Origin of the sequence: Pseudarthrobacter siccitolerans (assembly GCF_030823375.1) — a bacterium.
GTDB lineage: Bacteria > Actinomycetota > Actinomycetes > Actinomycetales > Micrococcaceae > Arthrobacter > Arthrobacter siccitolerans_A.
Genome location: NZ_JAUSXB010000001.1, coordinates 2,809,394 through 2,828,247 on the forward strand (window position 1 = coordinate 2,809,394; position 18,854 = coordinate 2,828,247).

Here is an 18,854-nt window from a genome sequence, read left to right on the forward strand (position 1 = left end):
CCAGGCCGTGGGCGCGGGAATACCGTGCCGGGGATTCCGCGCAGGCGGTCAAAATTGGGAGATCAACTCGTCGAGCCTCTGCTTGGCCTCCATGCTGCGTTGACCACTCAAGCGGCGGAAGGCTTCCGAAACCTCATCAACGAGGTTGAAGGACGGGTCCACGAGCCACTGCCCCTGCAAACCGCTCCATACCGCGAGCAATTGGCGCCCCACGGACCGTGGATCGACGTCGGGGCGGGCCAGCCCCGCTTCCTGCCAGCGCTGAACCAGGCGGGAGAATCCAGAGATCGCCCTCTCGTTGTGCTTCAACATGAAAGCGTGCGCCGGATGGGCAGGGTCCTGCGCAGCAGATGACAGGTAGCTGAAAAGCCTAATGATCTCCGGATGAGCACCGCCCCTTGCAGCAACAAAGCCCGGAATTGAGGACAAGGCGTCTTCGAGAGTGTCGGTACGGCCCTCGGGCCAAAACTCCATCGCCTCGCTCTCCTCCAGCTCAAGCGCCGCGACGAGCAGGTGATCCCGGGACGGAAAGTTGTAAAGCATCGTTCGCTCACTCACGCCTGCGCGCTCTGCCACCTCGGCAGTTGTTAGTCCACGATGCCCTCTTTCCAGTACGACGTCGAGGGCGGCGCGTGCAATGGAGGCTCTTTTGGCCGCAGTTTTGGCATACGGGCCCCGGTTGGTTACCTGGCTCACAACCACCAATTTACATCAAAATGCAGTGAGGCGACATATTGGCCGCGGGAGATGGTGGCGGAAGCCGTCCTGTGCAAGGGTTGACTAAACGAAAATGTTAAGTCACTGTAGTTTCGCTGCTTGTGATGGGCAGCACAGAAAAAATGTATGCCGCCAGCGATATTCCTGGTTGAGCTACCAGGCCCTGGCCCGACAAGTGCTCTGTCTCTCATACATTCGACCCTTCAACCGAACCAAGACTGGGCTACGTCTCTCTTCGGCCCGGCGCGCATGACCTGCTACTAGGAGCAAACGCAATGACGCAACCGGCCCTCAAGCCTCTCCGTTCGGAGAAAGAGGCTGCAAAGCTGGCCAACCCTGAAAGGCTTCCGTTCGGCAAACTCCTGGCCTGGGCCGGCGCCGAACTATCGGCGGCGGGAAACTTCACTATTGGTATCTTCAATAACGTCGGCATGGCCGCGGTCGCCTGGTTCGTTGGAATCGTGATGACCGCTGCCGGGTACGCGGGTGACGCCGCAACGCAACCGGCTTTTGCCCTGACTGCGATCCGCGGCCTGTTCGGGCAGCTGCCGGCAGCCCTTTTCGCCACCATTGTCGTTCTGATGTTTGCCTACACCCGCTTCGAACACAAGGTGCTCCCCGAAGCGCAGGAGCGCGTCCGCGTCCTGCGGGAAAAGCAGGGCGCCCCCTCATTCGCGGCTGCGGTCGATGAAAACGCAGACGGCTTGGTAGGTCCTGACGAACTGCCGGTGCCGCCGTTGGTGACCAAAACCCAGGGTGTTTCTTCCCACGCAGATCCCTATCATGCCGTGGGTCCGCTCCTGCCTACGGAGCGGTCCATGGACAAGGGCCTGGGTACGGACTGACCCTGCCATTCCCTTCTCACCTTCACCTTCACCTTCACCTTCACCTTCACAGAAAGTACACGTATGCTACGCCCCCAAGACACCACAACCCGAGAGCGCAAGAACCTCGATGGAGTGTGGGACTTCAAGATCGATCACGACGGAGTCGGCTACACCGATGCTTGGTTCGCCGGAGTGCTGCCGGGAGCACGCCAGATGGCGGTTCCTGGGTCCTTCAACGAGCTGGTCACCACGGCGAAAGAGCGCGAGTTCTTCGGGGATCTTTGGTACAGCACCATGGTCCGCATTCCCCGTGGCTGGGACGGCCAGCACATCAGCCTCTACGTGGAATCAGCAACCCACCGGGCAACCGTGTGGGTGGACGAGACAAAGGTCGGTTCCCATGAGGGAGGCTACCTGCCCTTTGAGCTGGACCTGACTGATCACGTCTCGGCAGGGCAGGAAGTCAGGCTGACCGTGGCCGTCAACAACACCCTGTCGTTCCAGTCAATTCCGCCGGGCGTGATTGAGGACAACTGGAAGGGCCGCCAACAGCGATATTTCCACGATTTTTACAACTACTCCGGCATCCACCGCTCCGTCTGGCTGGTCGCCACCCCCCGGGAGCGGATCGAGGACGTCACCGTCATCACCGACCTCGACGGAAACAACGGCATCGTAACTGTCCTGACTGAAGCGCCTGCCGGTGTGGCCGTTCGTCACGTGCTTGCCGACGCGGAGGGCCAGGAAGTGGCGTGCGCGCAGGGGGCTGAAGCCACCCTCTTCGTTCCGGAAGTCCACCCGTGGGGCCCTGGCGACGGATATTTGTACCGGCTAACGGTGCAACTTGTTCTCGAGGACAGTGTGGTCGACGAGTACGTGGTCAAGGTTGGGATCCGGACTGTCGAAGTGCGGGGAACGGAATTCCTCATTAATGGCAAGCCGTTTTACTTCACCGGCTACGGCATGCACGAGGACCACGCCATTGTGGGCAAGCAGCACAACAACGCCCTCATGATGCGCGACGTGGCATGCCTGGAGTGGTCGGGGGCGAACTCGATGCGCACGTCCCATTACCCCTACAGCGAAGACTTCATGGACTACGCAGACAGCGTCGGCCTTGTGGTCATCGACGAGACGCCAGCCGTTGGACTGAACATGAACATCGGCGGCGGCATCTTCGGAACACAGGGCTACACGACGTACTCGCCCGAGACGGTCAACGCTGTAACGCAGGCGAACCACACCGCCGTTATCCGGGACATGATCGCCCGCGACAAGAACCATCCGAGCGTGGTCCTTTGGTCCATTGCAAACGAGCCGGAATCCGAGACCGAAGCCGGGGAGCGCTATTTCGAGCCACTGTTTGCCGAGGCCCGCGCCGCGGACCCGACGCGCCCGGTCGGCTTCGTGAACATGATGGTCGCAACCCACGGCAAGTGCAGAGTCTCGCAGTTTGCCGACGTGATCATGCTTAACCGCTACTACGGCTGGTATGTCTTCGCCGGTGATCTTGATATGGCAGAAAAGGCATGGCGCAAGGAACTGAACGACTGGGCCACGGACGGCAAGCCGATCATCATCACCGAGTACGGCACTGACTCCGTCCCCGGCATGCACCAGATGGTGTCGCAGCCGTGGAGCGAAGAATACCAGGTCGAGTTCCTTGAAATGACCAGCAGGGTGTTTGACGGCATTGACGCAGTAGTAGGGGAGCAGGTCTGGAACCTGGCCGATTTCGCCACTACCAGCGGCATCACCCGCGTCGGAGGAAACAGGAAGGGGGCCTTCACGCGCGACCGCGAACCGAAGGCTGCAGCTCATTGGCTGCGTACCCGGTGGAAGCGGCTCAGCGAACAGCAGGAGTCCAAAAGCATCCTTCAGCCGGCTCTTTCGTTGACCGGCGCTGTCCCTGAATAGAGGCGGCTGGCGAGGACACCACAGCGCCGCGGGAACCACTTCGCCGAATGTCATGAACCTGGACGGTGAGGTGGTTCCTGCCGAGTCAGGGACAAGGTGGTCTTGCGAAGAGGTCCAACTCCAACCCGAGAATAAGGAGTGACCCGCATGGGTGGGGCCGCAACGACCAAGACCACCAACTACGATATTGCCAGCCGCGTACGCGTCAGCCCATCCACGGTGTAATGCTTGCCAAGCCGGGGAGGGTGAGCATGCCAGCTACAGGAACACCTTCTCGGTGCTGGAAGCCGGCGTGGACGTTGCCCGCATGAACATGAGCCACGGCGACTACACCGTGCATGACAACACCTACGAGAACGTCCGCAAGGCGGCATCCGATCTCGGCAAGGCCGTGGCCATCATGGCCGACCTGCAGGGCCCCAAGATCCGTCTGGGCCGCTTCGTCGATGGCCCGCACGCCCTCGCCGTGGGTGACACGTTCACCATCACCACAGACGATGTTCCCGGCACCCAGGAGATCTGCTCCACCACCCTGAAGACCCTCACCGAGGACGTCAAGGTAGGGGACGCGCTGCTGATCGATGACGGCAAGGTGGCCCTGCGCGCGATTGAGGTCGACGACGTCAAGGTGGTGGCCACGGTGACAGTGGGCGGCATGGTGTCCAACAACAAGGGCATCAACCTTCCCGGCGTAGCCGTGAACGTCCCGGCGCTGAGCGAAAAGGATGAGGACGACCTCCGCTGGGCCATGCGCCGCGGCGTTGACCTGGTGGCCCTGTCCTTCGTTCGTGACGCCTCCGACATCACCCGCGTGCACGAGATTATGGACGAGGAAGACCGCCGCGTGCCGGTCATCGCCAAGATCGAAAAGCCGCAGGCCGTTGAGCAGCTGCCAGAGATCATCGACGCGTTCGACGCCATCATGGTGGCCCGTGGCGACCTCGGCGTTGAGCTTCCGCTGGAGGAAGTGCCGATCGTGCAGAAGCGCGCCATCGAATTGGCCCGCCGCTGGGCCAAGCCGGTCATCGTGGCCACCCAGGTTCTGGAGTCCATGATCGATAACCCGCGCCCCACCCGTGCAGAGGCTTCCGACTGCGCCAACGCCGTCCTGGACGGTGCTGATGCAGTGATGCTCTCCGGCGAAACCAGCGTGGGCAAGTACCCGATCGAGACAGTCAAGACCATGGCCCGGATCATTGAGTCCACCGAGGTCCACGGCCTGGACCGCGTCCCCCCGCTGGGCACCAAGCCCCGGACCCGTGGCGGCGCCATCACCCGTGCCGCCGTCGAAATCGCCGACCAGCTGGACGCCAAGTACATCTGTGCGTTCACCCAGTCCGGTGACTCGGCCCGCCGGCTCTCGCGCCTGCGGCCGATCAAGGCGGTCTTCGCCTTCACTCCCGTGGAGCAGGTCTGGAACCAGATGGCACTGACCTGGGGCATCCAGCCTATTCTCGTCCCTCCGGTGAGGCAGGCATACCGACGAAATGAGCGCCCACTGGAGGGCCTCGCGAGAGCGGAGGGCTATTTTGGAGGGTTCCCATTGACGGGAAAGCACCTGCTTGGACAGCGGTGGACGGTCATAGGGGTCGCGCGACTCGGCGGTCGAGCAGGGTCGGGCGTCCGCGGTGTCCCCCGCGGCGCAAGGCCTCGGCTGTTGCGAGCCCAGCCGCGGAGGCACCGACAATGAGTACGTCCTGGTCGATTTCAAACACGGTCACTTTTCGGTTTCGCCTGCCAGTCAGAGCCGGCCAGTGCGGAGTTATCGTCAGCCGCCGTTGGACTGTCGTATCCCTTTTGCCAGAGCATTGAATGAGTAGAGAAAACCCCCATCGGTTCCACTGACGGTGGCGTAGGCCTCGGTGGTGCCGGGTTGATGGCGACGTTGGTGGCGGAGCTGAGCCCTGCCGTGTCTTTCGCCGGAAGGGTGATGGTTTGGAGGAGTTGACCGTTGGGGTCGTAGATTAGGATTTCGGGGCGGTTGTGGAGCCCGACGTATAGGTTGCCTTCTGCGTCGACGGCGATGGAATCGACTTGGGCTTGTCCTACGGAGGCGTAGATGGCCGGGTGGGCGGCGGCGATGGACTTGCCGTCTTTGGACAGCGTGAGGTGGTCGACACGGTTGCCAGTGTTCAGGCTTACCCACACTGCGTTGTTGGATGGAGAAAAGGCGACGCCGTTGGGCGATTCAAGGCCGCTAGCCAGGGCTTTGGCTTCGGCGGTTGCACCATCGACCCGGATGATCCGTCCCGACGCGTCCCAATATGGTGCACGCGCTCCCGCAGCGTCAGCGATGAAGAGGTTGCCTGCTGCGTCGAAGGAGATGTCATCGGGCTGCATGGGGGTTCCGTCAACGGGACCGGCGAAGACTTCCTGCGCGTCCTGGCCGTTCGCGGTCATGCTCCGAACAGCCCCGCCGAGGAAGTCTGTGACATACAGGCGTCCGTTCTGCGGGTTAAACTGGGCTGACGTCAGTGCACTGCGGTCGTCCGTATATATGGGGCTGGCAGTCTTCCCTTCTGTGTCTACGCGCAGCACTTTGGCCGCACTGGCGGTGCTGTGACGTCTACGAGATAGAGGTTGCCGTCCGGCCCGAAGGTGGGTCCTTCGAGCAGGGTCATTCCGGTCGTTTGGTGCACGGATGTCACCTGCATAACGCGTTCGGCTTCCTGAACTAAGGTCTTGTCCTTGCTTGACGCCGCTTCCGTTGGTGGGTGAGTTGTGCCGCAGCCGGCGAGCGTAACGCTCAGGAGAAAGGCAGCCGCCAGGGCCAAAACGCGTGGTTTAGGCGAGAAACGGCTCATCGCGATGCACCAGCCGTTTTGCTGAGCAGCAGGTCCTCATCCAGTCCTAGGGACAGGAGGTCAGCCATGTCTCCAGCCCGCCATTCGCGCAGGAGCCTGTGGAACGCAATGGGGCCGGGACTGTAGGAGGCGCCGGCGATGGAGCGGGTTCCTTCGCCGTTGTAGTAACCGGGGGTGCATTCGGCCTGGAAGGCTCGGTTGTCGATCGCAGTCTCATGTACAGTGCGCACCCAGGTGTCCTCCGCGGCAGCGGTGGGTTCGATGAAGCGTGCCCCGATGGCCCGGCCGCGTCCGATCACGGCTGCGATGTGTTCTGCCTGTTCGAGGAGGATGTGCGCAAAGTTGACCGAGTTTGCGTTCTGGATTCCGCTGAGGTGGAACAGGTTGGGGAAGCCGTGGGAGGAGAACCCGTGCAGCGTGCGCGGGCCACGGGACCAGGCTTCGAGCAAAGTTCGTCCGTCGCGGCCGGTGACCGGCAAGGTGCCGGACATGACCCCGGAGATGCCGACCTCGAATCCGGTGGCGAAGATGACGCAGTCCACCTCGTATTCGGTGTCGCCAACGACGATAGACGTCTCGGTCATCCGGGTGATGCCGCCGGTGTCCGCGGTGTCGACGAGCGTGACGTTGGGGCGGTTGAAGGTTTGCAGGTAGGTGTCGCTGAAACCGGGGCGTTTGCACATGTAGCGGTACCAGGGCTTGAGCGCTTCCGCCGTTGCGGAATCCTCTACGATCCCGTCAACCCGGGCGCGTAGGCGGTTCATCGTTAGGAAGTCGTCGATCTCGTCAAGCCGTTCCCGTTCCTCGGGCGGGAGCGTGGTGTCCACCGAGCCGGAGAGTATTTTCCGCTGCAGGTTGGTGGTGGCCGTCCAGCCGTCTTGGACCAGGCTTTCAGTGACAGGTTCGCCGGCGAGGACGGCGAGGAAGTTCTCCATCCGTTCACGCTGCCACCCGGGCTTCAGGCTCGCGGCCCATTCCGGATCGGTGGGACGGTTGTCCCGAACGTCGACGGTGGAGGGGGTGCGTTGAAAGACGATCAGTTCCTGTGTGTCGGCGCCCACGTGGGGGACTACCTGCAGGCCTGTGGCCCCGGTTCCCACGACGGCGACTCGTTTGTCAGCGAGGCCTGTCAGGTTGCCGTCGGGGGTTCCGCCGGTGTAGGCGTAGTCCCAGCGGCTGGTGTGGAAGGTGTGGCCGCGGAAGGTTTCGATGCCGGGGATTCCCGGGAGTTTCGGCTGCGTCAGGGTTCCGGAAGAAGTGGCCACGAACCGGGCGCGGAAGCGGTCGTTCCGGTCGGTTTCCACAATCCATTCGTTTGCCTCGTCATCCCAGTCGAGCCGGGTGGCGCGGGTCTGGAAGAGGACGTCCTGGTAGAGGTCGAAGCGCTTCGCAATGTTGATGGCGTGCTGGCGGATTTCCTCCCCGGGGGCGTAGCGCCATTTCGGGACGTAGCCGACCTCTTCAAGGAGCGGGAGGTAGACGTAGGATTCGATGTCGCAGTGGATGCCGGGGTAACGGTTCCAGTACCAGGTGCCGCCGACATCGCCAGCCTCGTCCATCAGCCGAACCGAGGTCACACCCTGTTCGCGGAGGCGGGCGGCGGTGAGCAGGCCGCCGAAACCTGCGCCGATGACCAGCACTTCGACCCGGTCTGTTTTGGGTTCGCGTTCGGTCCGCGGCGTGTAGGGGTCTTTAGCGTAGTAGCCGAATTCGCCCGCAGCGTGGCGATATTGCTTGGCGCCGTCCGGGTGGATGCGCCGATCACGCTCGTGGCGGTATCTGGCACGCAAAGCTTTCACATGGATGTTTTCGGGGGAACCGGATGGAATCGGGCGCTGATCAAAAGTCATAATGACGTGTTCCTGTGCAGATAAAAGGTTTGGAAAGGTGTCGCTGTTTACGGGACGGTTCGTCGGTTACTGGACGGACCAGCCGCCGTCTGAAGCCAGGATGATGCCGTTGACGTTCGCGGAGTCGTCACTGAGGAGCCAGGTTATGGAGGCGGCCATCTGGTCGGCGTCGACAACGGGCGGGATGAGCGCCATGAACGGGCTCAGGCGTTCCCGGGCGAACGGGGAGGACATCCTGCCTTCGATACCGGTCGCGGTGGGGCCGGGGGCGACGGCGTTAGTACGGATGCCGGAGGGTCCGTAGAAGAATGCTGAGCTTTTGGTGATGCCGACGACTGCGTGCTTGGAGGCGGTGTAGGCGGTCCCGGCGGCGTTGCCGCGGAGGGACGCTTCGGAGGCGACGTTGACGATTGCGCCACGGCCATGGGCGAGCATGGCAGGCAGGACTGCGCGGCTGAGCGCGAAGGTGCCGTCGACATTCACGGCGAAAACCCGCTGCCAGAGTTCGTCCTCAGTCTCGTGCAGCGGCGTCATGCCGTCCATGATTCCCGCGACGTTGGCCAGGCCGTCCACGCGTCCACCAACGGCGGTGAGGATCGCGTCCCGTCCTTCTGCGGAGGTGATGTCCGCCTGTACGGTGACAACGGACCCGTCGGGAGACGCGGTGGCGAGATCGTCGAGGCGGTCGGATGCGACGTCGACGGCGATAACGCGGCCACCCTCGTTGATGATGCGGCGTGCGGTTGCGCGGCCAATGCCGGAACCCGCCCCGGAGACGATCACGGTTTTCCCGGAGAACCGCGCGTTCGCTGTCGGAGCGGAAGTTTCCTCGGTCTCCTCAGCCGGGATCACGCCGTCGTTCGCTTCTTTGACGAGCATGTCCACGAGTTCCTGGGGAAACCTACCTTGTCCGATTTCCACCAAGGCCCGGAGGCTGAGCTGGCGGGCCGGCCGCAGCTCTTCCTCCGTTTGTCCGCCACGGGCAAGTACTCCCCGGAGGATAGGGCCGCCCACACTGTGGTCCAGCCATTCCTGAATGGTGTTTTTTGAGGTGAGTGTTGATGTGCTCATGGTGATGGTGTCCTTTGCGGGAGGCGGGTGTTGTTGTTACTTCAGCTTCACAGTTTGGGGGCTGCCGGTCGTCCGGCATGGGTAGGAGATTCCGTCTCCTTCATCTGTTGTAGTTACCGGGCCGTGAGGACGTCTTCGGGTAGAGCGGGTTCCTCCTCGGGGACGGCTTTAGGCCTTGGAATGAGGGTGGCCAGGACGGCGCAGAGGATGGCCGCGGCAAGCCCATAGAGAAGGGCGAGTTCGAAGCCCGACCCGGAGGGAACCGAGCCCATTGCAGTCTTGTTGGCAGGGTTCGCCATCACTGCGGCGATCACAGCTGCGGCGATACTGGTCCCGAGCCCACGCATCAGGGTGTTCAGGCCGTTTGCGGCGCCTGTCTCATGGATGGGGACTGCCTGCATGATGAGGGTGGGCATGGCTGCGTAACCGAGGCCGATGCCGACACCGATGACGGTGTTGATACTGAGGACCAGCCACATGTTCAGGTCAAGCAGGACGGCCGCGAGGTAGGCGGCGGAGATGATGACGGCCCCAGCGACCAACAGTGGTTTCGGTCCGACGCGGCGCTCGAGGCGGCCGGCAACGGGGGACATTGCGAGCATGGCAAGGCCGGACGGCATGAGGATCAGGCTCGCGCTGAGCAGAGTAAGGCCGAGTCCGCCGGTCGACTCCGGCATCTGGAGCAATTGAGGGAAGACAATGCTGGAGGAGAACAGGGCGAAGCCCATAGCGATCGATGCGAGGTTGGTCATCAGGACTGGCCCCCGGGCGCCGACCCGCAGATCAACAAGGGGGTTGGTTTGGCGCAGCTCGTACCACCCCCACGCGATGAGCCCGATGACGCCGACACTCAGCCACGTAAGGGTTGGCACGCTGGTCCAGCCCCACTCGTTGCCCCGTGACACGGCCAGCAGCAAGCCGGCAAGGCCGATCGCGAGTCCGATGGCACCGACGAGATCGAAGCGGCCATGAAGGTTGCCATTGCCGGCAGGGACGACAAGAAGGTAGAGGCTCAGGGCAAGTGCTCCCAGACAGGCTGCGACCCAGAAGAGGATGTGCCAGTCGAAGTGTTCTGTTACCAGTGCGCTGATCGGGAGTCCCAGGGCCCCGCCGACCCCGAGGGTTGCGCTCACCAGTGCGATCGCCGAACCGAGGCGCACCTTTGGCAGGGTGTCCCGGAGGATCGAGATGCCCAACGGGATCACGCCCATTCCCGTGCCCTGCAGGCCGCGGCCGATGATCAGCGGGACGACGGTGGGGGAGAGCGCGGAAATGACCGATCCGGTGATGAGAACGGAAAGCAGCACGACGGCGACGCGGCGCTTGCCGTACATGTCGCCGAGCTTTCCCGATACAGGAGTGCAGATGGCGGACACCAGAAGCGTGACCGTGATGACCCAGGCAGTGTCATCCCGGCTGGCGTTGAGCAGTTCAGGAAGCTTGGCCTGGATGGGAATGAGGATGGTCTGCATGAACGAAGCACTCATCCCCGCGAAGGCCAGCACAGCGATGACAAGGTTCGGCCGTGCAGCCTTACGGACGGCGGGCGGCTCGATAGTAGCTGTGGCCATGGGGCTCCCTAAGGTGACGAAAGAAACTGAGATGCAGACTCTTTAGTGATACTGCGTCTCGCACTTTATACTAGGACCGTGAAGATGGGAATACGGGAGAGAACCCGCGAGCTGGTCAAGGCGGAACTGGCGACGGCCATACTCGCGGTGTTCATCGAACGCGGGTATGCGGCAGTGACGGTCGATGATGCCGCCCGGGCGGTAGGGATCTCGCGTGCTACGTTCTTCCGTTACTTCGGCAGCAAGGAAGATGTGGTTGTCGCATCGGTCGAAAGCGCCAAGATTGACTATCTGGCAGGCATCGAGGCGATGCCGGCGGGGCAGCGTTCCAGCGGTTGGGGACTCCTACGCGCCGCGATCGAACCTGTCGTGCAGGCTGCCACTCAAGAGCCTGAAAGCCTACGCGCTAGGCTCCGGCTGATTGCCAGTGAACCCGCTCTGAAATCGCGGCTTCGGGAGCGACGGGCAGCGAATACGGACGCCCTTTCCGCCGCCCTTTCTAAACACATGGACGATGACCTTTCGGCCCGCGTGCTGGCCACTGCCGGCCTCGCCGCCGTCGATATCGCCTGGGAGGAATGGACACCCCGGGAAGACGCTGACTTCCGCACGATCGTCAACAACATCTTCGAGCGGCTTGAAACGGCCTGCCAGGACCATCAAAAGCGCTAAACGGGCTGGAGCAAGCTGTCACTGATCACGCCGGCGTTCGCTTCCTCCACAAGGGTGTCGACGAGTTCCGGGGAAACTTACAAGAACGACGGGGCCCACGTGGAGCAAAAGAACTGGCACATTGTCCGCCAGACCGTCGGCTACCACCGTTACGACACCGCTGGCGAGTTGGAGCTGCTGAACCGGATCTGGGCACTACAGCGGCTGCTGACGAACCACTTCGGGGCGCAGCAGAAACTCGTTGCGAAAGTCCGGACCGGGGCGAAGATCAGCAAGACTTACGACCGGCCCGCGACCCCGTTCCAACGCGTGCTGGCCGACACCGGCACCGTAGCCCGGGGAGTAAAGGGCCCCGGCTGAAACAGGAAAACAAACCCCTGAATCCGGCCGCCATCCAGCGCCAGGTTCAGGCCTTGTGCGCGGAGCTCCTGGCCGTGACGACAGCCAAACAAGGTCCGAAAGCCCAGCCAACTATCCGGGCAAAATCAATGATTCCACGAACCAGCCCAGGCGGGCATCTTGACATGATTCCCCGGGGCCCATGTCGGCGAAGACCCATCCAGTTCTTGGCCTTCAAGTTGGCGCTTTTACGTTCTGGTCCAGCATGGTGCACGACTGAGACATGAATAGGGGAGTTTTGGTGCCTTCAGCTCTGGGCTGCTTGAGGAGATGGACCGCTAGATTTGCGAAGTACGAACTCGGTTTGGAGCATTCCGCTGGGGAGCGTGATCTCTTCAGAATTTTCCGCGGTCAATCGCCGAACTGCTTCTTCACCCATCAGGGCGAGGGGTGTGCGTATCGTGGTGAGAGGTGGCGATGTGAAGCGTGAACCAAAAACGTCATCGAAGCCTATGATGCTTAGCTTGCCGGGGACGGGAATCTTCTCGTCTTTGCAGGCAAGTAGGAGACCGATCGCCATGAGGTCGGTGTAGGCGATGACTCCAGTTGCGCCCGTATCCAGGACTTCAGCGAGTGCTTTGCGGCCGCCTTCCATGGTTGGTTCTGCAGGGCTTGTGGCCACGAGGGACATTCCGACCCGGGCTACTTCCTCCTGTAGCAGTTTTAACCGCTGGCGACTCATCCAAATGGCGGTGGGTCCCGGGAGGAAGGCCAAGGATGTATGACCGAGGCCGGCGAGGTGATTCACAGCTTCGCGAATTCCGGGCTGCAGTTGTGGTAGGACACAGGGTACGCCGTCCACATTCCGATTTACGAGGACTATGTTCTTCTGTTCACTCAGGTTACGAATTTGATCCTTATCCAACCTGGAGGACGCGAGGATGATGCCATCGACTGTGGGCAGTAATCTGTCAACTGTTTCCTGCTCAATAACGCTTGATCCTTGCGTCTCAGCCACGACCAGCGTTTGCCCTTCTAGGGCAGTTGTCCGTTCCGCTCCTCGCACCAGGTCAAAGAACACAGGATTGGTGATGTCGGACAATACGAGAGCAACCGTCCCGGTTCGGCCGGTCGTGACAAAACGAGCCATAGGGTTGATTTGATAGCCCAGGGATTCGGCTGCAGCGCGGACGGCCTTTTCTGTCGTTGGCCCCACACGGCCTGGTTTGTGAAGGGCGCGGGAGACTGTGGAAGGGCTGAACCCCGTCGTGCGGGCAATGTCGTAAATTGTCGCAGCTGGTTTGGCAGCTGTGGTGGAGGCAGACTCTTGCTCCGGGGACATGGCTTCACGTATCCCGAGGGTGGTGGGCGTAGAACATACCCTCATGATTCCACAAGAGAAGCTGCCCACGGCCACATCGAGTCAGGAATGGCGGCAACCGGTATCAGACCAGCCGGGTTCCCGGGGCAATCCGGGTCCGCTCGCTGACAGCTCGGAAAGCAAACTAGGGTTGGTGTCCGTTATGGCACTGACGCCCCACGCGCGGGCAAGCTGTAATTTTGAGATATTGCAACCGGTTGAAACCATGTTTTCTTGCCCACGGCCTTAGTGTGGCTAGGGGATGACGAAGGGAAAGAAGTGAGCCAAGAGGACACGGGCGTAGAAGTCCTTCAGCCCGGTAGTCGAAAGCACCCGGTGACTATCTACGACATCGCCAAGGAGGCCGGTGTCAGCCCTTCGACTGTATCCCGGGTGTTTAGCAGGCCCGAACGGGTCAGCGCGGCAACAGCAAAGCGCATACGCGATGCTGCTGCAGCATTGAATTTCCGTATCAATCCGCTGGCTCGGGCACTGCCGACTGGACGAACAGGGACCTTGGGACTGCTTTTGTCGGACATCACAAATCCGGTCTACTTTAACCTGGTCCGGGGAGCCGGGAGAGTTGCCTCGGCGGAGGGATATACCCTCGTCCTGGCAGAGTCGCAGGAAGTACCGGGTCTGGAGGCCCAGGCAGTTGAACGGCTTCTAAGCCTCGTTGACGGTCTTGTGCTGGTTGGAGCGCGGTTGAAGGACGAAGATATTCTCCGGTTCGTCGAACGCAAACCTGTGGTGCTGGTCAACCGGACCATCGCATCGGTTCCTCATGTTGTCCCGGATATCACCCCAGGCATCAAAGCTGCCGTCAACCATCTCGTCAGCTACGGTCACCGGTCCGTCGCTTTTCTTTCGGGTCCAGCAACATCCTGGATGAGTAAGTGGCGATGGGAAACCATTATGGACGAAGCGCTGCAGTGCGGGATGAGCGTCGTCGAGATCGGACCAAGCAGCCCGACTTTTGAAGGTGGGGCGGAGGGGCTCAGACGGGTTCGGGCCTCCGGCGTTACGGCAGTGCTTACCTTCAATGATGTGATGGCGATTGGTTTGCTGACAGCATGTGAGGATGCCGGCATCGCCGTGCCGGAGGAGCTTAGCATCGTCGGCTTCGATGATATTTTTGTCTCGGAGTTCACTGCGCCGTCCCTGACCTCTATTCGGACTCCACTGGGAGAGGCAGGGGAGAATGCCTTCCGGCGCCTCGTATCAACCTTGAAGGGGATCGATGAGGAGGTCCCGTCTGATCTTGCCACTGGCCTCATCATTCGAAAGTCCACGGGGCCTTCTCGGCGGAATTAGAGGGCAACGTCGAAGGTGGTGCAGGGGCCCACTCAAAGCAAATTTCGGGTCCCGTGATCGACCGGGTCAGGGCCCCAAACGGCAGTGGTCAGGTGTGACATTCGAAGGAGCGCCACAACCAACTACCTCCCCTGGTGTGGGGGTGAGTTTGCTCCGCTCTAACGCTCGTCTGGATCCTCTGGCCGAAAGCCGTCCGCCGAAGCCAAGGAGTGGTTGGTGTCAGCGTCTCCCCCCGCATCAGGAGAACTAGACCGCTGGCACCTCACTGCGAAGTGCTTTCAAGACTGCGAGGCCGATCTCGGCGTCCTGGTCTGGGGTTCCTCCGGCGACGCCCAGACCTCCCAGATGACGCCCGTCGAATGTTATGGGAAAGCCACCGCGGATATTTGTGAGCAGGTTGTCCGTGCCCATGGGAAGGGTGAGTGCAAAGTCTCCTTGCATCCACCCGCTGGGCCTCCTGGAGGATGCCGCGGTGTTCGCCTTGCGCCGGGAAGTTTCGACACTGTGGGGCATGGAACCGTCTGCTCGACCGAAGGCGACAAGGCCCATCGTGGGATCAACGACGGTCACTGCGACCAGGACGCCGTGACGTTGCCCTTCTTCCAAGGCGAGGGAAACAGCGCGGGCGGCTGCTGGATAGCTCACTGCGAATGATTCAACGTAGTCTTGCATGGTGTTCTCCTTGGCCAAATTAGTAGTTTCGCGGCAGGGGTAGTCTTGCCCTGTTGAGCTTCGCTTTGGCTTCCCTTCGCCGCTCATGCAGGAGAGGTTCCGTATAGCCGTTGGGTTGCTGGCTCCCTTCAAACACGAGGTCGGCAGCGCATCGGAAAGCGATGCTGTCGTCGGTGTTGGGGAGCATGGGGCGGTACAGCGGGTCCGCGGCGTTTTGGGCGTCCACGACGGCAGCCATCCGCTGAAGGCTTCCGTTTACGTCCTCTTCGCTAATGACTCCATGGCGGAGCCAGTTAGCGATGTGCTGGCTCGATATGCGCAGGGTCGCCCGGTCCTCCATGAGCGCCACGTCATGGATGTCCGGCACCTTGGAACATCCCACTCCTTGGTCGATCCAGCGCACAACGTACCCCAGCAACGATTGCATGTTGTTATCCAGTTCCTCCTGGCGTTCGGCCTGCGACCACGCTGGGTTGACCACGATCGGGAGTGTCAGAAGAATCGGCACGGCGCTCCGCCGACCGCCTGCGGTAACTTCGCGTTGCCGCGCAGCAACATCCACACGGTGGTAGTGGATGGCATGAAGTGTCGCTGCAGTGGGGGAAGGTACCCACGCCGTGGTGGCGCCCGCAAGGGGGTGGGCGACTTTCTGTTCCAGCATCGCCGCCATGAGGTCGGGCATCGCCCACATGCCCTTGCCGATTTGGCCGCGTCCGGGCATGCCGGCCTCTACCCCGATGTCGACGTTTTGGTCCTCATAGGCCTCAATCCAGGCCTGATTCCGCAACTCCGCTTTGCGGACGATTGGCCCGGCGTGCATTGATGTGTGTATTTCATCGCCGGATCGGTCAAGGAAACCGGTGTTGATAAAGACCAGGCGTTCCCTGGCCTCGGCTATGCAAGCCTTCAAGTTAATGCTGGTTCGCCGTTCCTCATCCATGAGGCCGAGCTTAAGGGTGTTTGCGGGCAGTCCAAAGAGCTCCTCGACCCGCCTGAAGAGTTCGACCGTGAACGCCACCTCTTCGGGGCCGTGCATTTTCGGTTTGACGACGTAGATGGATCCCTCGGACCCGTTCCGCAGGGGATTGGAGGAATCCCGCCCGGGCAGTGCGGTCAGCGTAGTGAGTACCGCGTCCATGATGCCTTCGCCAATCTCGTCGCCCCTGGCATCGAGCACAGCGTCCGTACTCATGAGGTGTCCGACATTACGGACGAAAAGAAGCGCGCGTCCCGGAACAGTAATCTCTCCGGCACCGTTTGCTGCCGTATACACCCGGTCCGCTTCAAGGCGGCGTACAACAACGTTGCCGCGTTTTTCGAAAGTATCTGTCAAGTCACCGCGATTTAGCCCCAGCCAATTCCGGTAACACAGGACCTTATCCTCAGCGTCCACAGCGGATACTGAATCCTCGAAGTCGATGATCGTCGTGAGGGCCGATTCCAGAAGGACGTCGGAGATGCCTGCCGCATCCGCCCGTCCCACTTCTGTGGAGGGGTCGATGACAATCTCAAGGTGAAGCCCATGATGGCGTAGAAGGATTGCCGAGGGGGAGCTGGCCTCGCCCCGGTAACCTACGAAAAGTTCAGGCCGGACTAGACCGCTGAATGCCCCATCTGGCAGCTCTACCGTCAATGCCCCGTCCTGCACACTGTATCCCGCCGAATGGGTGTGACTACCCGTGGTCAAGGGGAAAAATTCGTCCAGCAGACGACGGACGTGGGATACCACCGTCTGGCCGCGCGCTGGGTCGAATCCCTTGGATTCTGTGACGGGAGCTAATGCGTCGGTGCCGTACAGGGCATCGTAAAGAGAGCCCCAGCGGGCGTTTGCGGCATTGAGGGCGTAGCGGGCGTTGGAGACGGGGACAACCAGCTGAGGGCCTGCAACGATGGCTACTTCCGGCTCTACTCCCGCAGTTACCACATGCACGTCCTCTGGCTCCGGCAGGATGTAGCCGATGGTTTCAAGGAAGGCCGTGTATGCGTTCGTATCGAACGGGGCGGGGTTTCTCACATGCCATTGGTCTATCTGCGCCTGCAGCTCGTCACGCCGGGCAAGTAGTTCGCGGTTTTTCGGTGTCAGATCACTGACGATCTGAGAAAAACCTGTCCAGAACTGCTCTGCTTCAATACCCGAGTCGGGAAGGACTTCCTCTTCAACGAAACGATGCAGTTCCGCATCTACGAAAAGCCCTCCTGCTTGAACGCGTTCTTTCCGTTCCATCATGGCCGGCCTTTCCCTGCATTGGTGGCATCGCCTGAGGCCGCGAATATGGTACCCGGGTTCAGGATTCCTGCCGGGTCGAGGGCTTTTTTTACGTTATGGGAGATCTCGAGCAGGTCCTCTCCGATCTGGTCGACAAGCCAAGGCTGCTTGAGCCTTCCGACGCCGTGTTCGCCCGTAATCGTCCCGCCGAGTTGAATGGCCAGGTCCATGACTTCGCCGTACGCGAGGTAGGCGCGCTCCTTCATGTCATCGTCGTCCGGGTTGAAGACAATCAGTGGATGGGTGTTGCCGTCTCCGGCATGGGCAATGAATGCAATGACTACATCACGGGACTTCGCGATTTTCTCCACCCCAAGAGTGAGTTCTGCAAGCCGGGGGATGGAGACTCCCACGTCTTCAAGCAGCAGAGTCCCCATTCGTTCAACTGCGGGGATGGCGATTCGGCGGGCGTTGGCGAAGCGTTCACCTTCCTGCCGGTCGGCCACTTCGAAGGCATCGAACGCGCCGTGACGATGGAACGCATTGAGCATGGTGGCTATTTCGGCGCCGCTTGGACTTTGGTCGTCTGAGCGTGCCACGACAAGCGCAGACGCATGCCGATGCAATCCCATTTCAAGGACGTCTTCGACTGCGTTGATGGATGTGGCGTCCATGTACTCGAGCATTGAGGGACGGATGCTTGAGGCGATGTCCAGGATCGCGGCTGCAGCTTCCCGGCTGCTGGAAAACCAGCCGACTACTGTCCGTTCAGGCGGTGCTGGGGGCAGGAGCCGCAAGGTGAGCTCGGTGATGATGCCGAGGGTTCCCTCGCTGCCGACAAAAAGTTTGAGCATGGACAGCCCTGCCACGTCTTTCAGGCGAGGACCACCAATGCGCACGACACGGCCATCAGCCATGACGACTTCCATGCCCAGGATGTAGTCAGACGTAACGCCGTACTTGACGCAGCAGAGGCCACCGGCATTGGTGGCTGCGTTTCCTCCGATGGTGCAGATCTCGTACGAAGCAGGGTCCGGCGGGTACCACAGGCCCTCAGCGGCGGCAGCGGCCTTCACTTCAACGTTGAGAAGGCCTGGCTGCACTACTGCGGTGCGGGTAACCGGATCGACAGTGATGCTCCGCATCCGTTCGGTACTGAGAACTATCCCGCCAGTGATAGCGGTGGCGCCTCCTGAAAGCCCGGTGCCTGCGCCTCTTGGCACCACGGGAACTTTGCGCTCGGCCGCCCACTGAACGGCTACTTGGACGTGCTCAGTGGTGAGTGGGAGCACAACGGCCACTGGCATGCCCGCGTTGGGGTCGACAGCTCGGTCCTGCTGATAGGCCCCCATGGCCCCTGGATCAGTAATGATAGCTTCGGCCGGCAGCATCGAGGCGAGTTCGTCGATGATCCGTCGGCCACGGGCATCAAGTTGTTGGGCTGCTATGGATGCGAGACCCGGCAGGTCAGCATCGTGTAGATCGGTAGCGTGTGACACCTGGTCGCGCTCCTTCTGCTTATGTTCCTAGGGCA

Annotated in this window: 14 protein-coding genes and 2 pseudogenes; 6 read left to right on the plus strand and 10 right to left on the minus strand. The window is 61.4% G+C overall.

From position 1 onward, the window contains the following. Positions 1–48: 48 nt before the first annotated feature. A complete protein-coding gene (locus QFZ36_RS13110; protein WP_306637082.1) occupies positions 49–696 on the minus strand; it encodes a TetR/AcrR family transcriptional regulator in 648 nt (215 codons plus the stop codon). Positions 697–992: 296 nt separating this feature from the next. Here QFZ36_RS13110 and QFZ36_RS13115 point away from each other — a divergent pair, with 296 nt between their 5' ends. The 3 genes and pseudogenes from QFZ36_RS13115 to pyk all read left to right on the plus strand — a co-directional run. After that, positions 993–1,562 carry a hypothetical protein gene (locus QFZ36_RS13115; protein WP_306637084.1) on the plus strand — a complete coding sequence of 190 codons (570 nt, stop codon included), beginning with the start codon at positions 993–995 and terminating at the stop codon, positions 1,560–1,562. Between the two features lie 63 nt (positions 1,563–1,625). Beyond that, complete coding sequence (gene uidA, locus QFZ36_RS13120) at positions 1,626–3,461, plus strand: beta-glucuronidase (RefSeq protein ID WP_306637086.1); 1,836 nt, start codon at positions 1,626–1,628, stop codon at positions 3,459–3,461. A gap of 277 nt (positions 3,462–3,738) precedes the next feature. Then, positions 3,739–4,957 (plus strand): annotated as a pseudogene (pyk, locus tag QFZ36_RS13125) (pyruvate kinase); the annotation flags it as partial. Between the two features lie 211 nt (positions 4,958–5,168). On the opposite strand, the gene QFZ36_RS13130 reads toward pyk, so the two are convergent. The 4 genes from QFZ36_RS13130 to QFZ36_RS13145 all read right to left on the minus strand — a co-directional run bounded on the left by QFZ36_RS13130 (position 5,169) and on the right by QFZ36_RS13145 (position 10,757). Further along, positions 5,169–5,999, minus strand: a complete 831-nt coding sequence (locus QFZ36_RS13130) for an SMP-30/gluconolactonase/LRE family protein (protein WP_306637090.1) — start codon at positions 5,997–5,999, stop codon at positions 5,169–5,171. Between the two features lie 262 nt (positions 6,000–6,261). After that, a complete protein-coding gene (locus tag QFZ36_RS13135) occupies positions 6,262–8,115 on the minus strand; it encodes a flavin-containing monooxygenase (protein ID WP_306637092.1) in 1,854 nt (617 codons plus the stop codon). A 66-nt stretch (positions 8,116–8,181) separates the two neighbouring features. After that, complete coding sequence (locus QFZ36_RS13140) at positions 8,182–9,186, minus strand: SDR family NAD(P)-dependent oxidoreductase (protein WP_306637095.1); 1,005 nt, start codon at positions 9,184–9,186, stop codon at positions 8,182–8,184. Positions 9,187–9,299: 113 nt separating this feature from the next. Continuing rightward, complete coding sequence (locus QFZ36_RS13145; RefSeq protein ID WP_306637098.1) at positions 9,300–10,757, minus strand: MFS transporter; 1,458 nt, start codon at positions 10,755–10,757, stop codon at positions 9,300–9,302. A gap of 84 nt (positions 10,758–10,841) precedes the next feature. Here QFZ36_RS13145 and QFZ36_RS13150 point away from each other — a divergent pair, with 84 nt between their 5' ends. Further along, entirely contained in the window at positions 10,842–11,429 is a 588-nt protein-coding gene (locus QFZ36_RS13150) for a TetR family transcriptional regulator (RefSeq protein WP_306639203.1), read from the plus strand. Between the two features lie 99 nt (positions 11,430–11,528). After that, a complete protein-coding gene (locus QFZ36_RS13155; RefSeq protein ID WP_306637100.1) occupies positions 11,529–11,789 on the plus strand; it encodes a hypothetical protein in 261 nt (86 codons plus the stop codon). A 286-nt stretch (positions 11,790–12,075) separates the two neighbouring features. Here the strand turns inward: QFZ36_RS13155 and QFZ36_RS13160 are convergent, their stop codons facing one another. Both QFZ36_RS13160 and QFZ36_RS20945 read right to left on the minus strand, forming a co-directional pair. After that, on the minus strand, positions 12,076–12,918 hold the full coding sequence (locus QFZ36_RS13160) for a LacI family DNA-binding transcriptional regulator (protein ID WP_306637106.1): 843 nt from the start codon (positions 12,916–12,918) through the stop codon (positions 12,076–12,078). A 21-nt stretch (positions 12,919–12,939) separates the two neighbouring features. Then, positions 12,940–13,155 (minus strand): annotated as a pseudogene (locus tag QFZ36_RS20945) (LacI family DNA-binding transcriptional regulator); the annotation flags it as partial. A gap of 309 nt (positions 13,156–13,464) precedes the next feature. Here QFZ36_RS20945 and QFZ36_RS13165 point away from each other — a divergent pair. Beyond that, positions 13,465–14,442: a LacI family DNA-binding transcriptional regulator gene (locus QFZ36_RS13165; protein ID WP_306637108.1), complete on the plus strand. Its 978-nt coding sequence runs from the start codon at positions 13,465–13,467 to the stop codon at positions 14,440–14,442. 246 nt (positions 14,443–14,688) lie between these two features. Here the strand turns inward: QFZ36_RS13165 and QFZ36_RS13170 are convergent, their stop codons facing one another. From QFZ36_RS13170 to QFZ36_RS13180, 3 genes are read right to left on the minus strand one after another with little or no spacing between them, the layout of a single operon-like run. Continuing rightward, the gene (locus tag QFZ36_RS13170; RefSeq protein ID WP_306637112.1) at positions 14,689–15,114 is read right to left on the minus strand and encodes a GlcG/HbpS family heme-binding protein; all 426 of its coding nucleotides are present in this window, start codon (positions 15,112–15,114) and stop codon (positions 14,689–14,691) included. A 19-nt stretch (positions 15,115–15,133) separates the two neighbouring features. Then, positions 15,134–17,341 (minus strand): malate synthase G, encoded by a 2,208-nt coding sequence (locus QFZ36_RS13175; RefSeq protein ID WP_306637114.1) that lies wholly within the window; start codon positions 17,339–17,341, stop codon positions 15,134–15,136. Next, a complete protein-coding gene (locus QFZ36_RS13180) occupies positions 17,338–18,819 on the minus strand; it encodes an FAD-binding oxidoreductase (RefSeq protein WP_306637116.1) in 1,482 nt (493 codons plus the stop codon). The genes QFZ36_RS13175 and QFZ36_RS13180 overlap by 4 nt, the downstream gene beginning before the upstream one ends. Positions 18,820–18,854: the final 35 nt, after the last annotated feature.

Coding starts and splice junctions, on each gene's coding strand:
- QFZ36_RS13170 (WP_306637112.1), bottom strand. CDS start 15,114: ATGCAAGACTACGTTGAATCATTCGCAGTGAGCTATCCAGCAGCCGCC.
- QFZ36_RS13115 (WP_306637084.1), top strand. CDS start 993: ATGACGCAACCGGCCCTCAAGCCTCTCCGTTCGGAGAAAGAGGCTGCA.
- QFZ36_RS13175 (WP_306637114.1), bottom strand. CDS start 17,341: ATGATGGAACGGAAAGAACGCGTTCAAGCAGGAGGGCTTTTCGTAGAT.
- QFZ36_RS13145 (WP_306637098.1), bottom strand. CDS start 10,757: ATGGCCACAGCTACTATCGAGCCGCCCGCCGTCCGTAAGGCTGCACGG.
- QFZ36_RS13160 (WP_306637106.1), bottom strand. CDS start 12,918: ATGGCTCGTTTTGTCACGACCGGCCGAACCGGGACGGTTGCTCTCGTA.
- QFZ36_RS13140 (WP_306637095.1), bottom strand. CDS start 9,186: ATGAGCACATCAACACTCACCTCAAAAAACACCATTCAGGAATGGCTG.
- QFZ36_RS13135 (WP_306637092.1), bottom strand. CDS start 8,115: ATGACTTTTGATCAGCGCCCGATTCCATCCGGTTCCCCCGAAAACATC.
- uidA (WP_306637086.1), top strand. CDS start 1,626: ATGCTACGCCCCCAAGACACCACAACCCGAGAGCGCAAGAACCTCGAT.
- QFZ36_RS13150 (WP_306639203.1), top strand. CDS start 10,842: ATGGGAATACGGGAGAGAACCCGCGAGCTGGTCAAGGCGGAACTGGCG.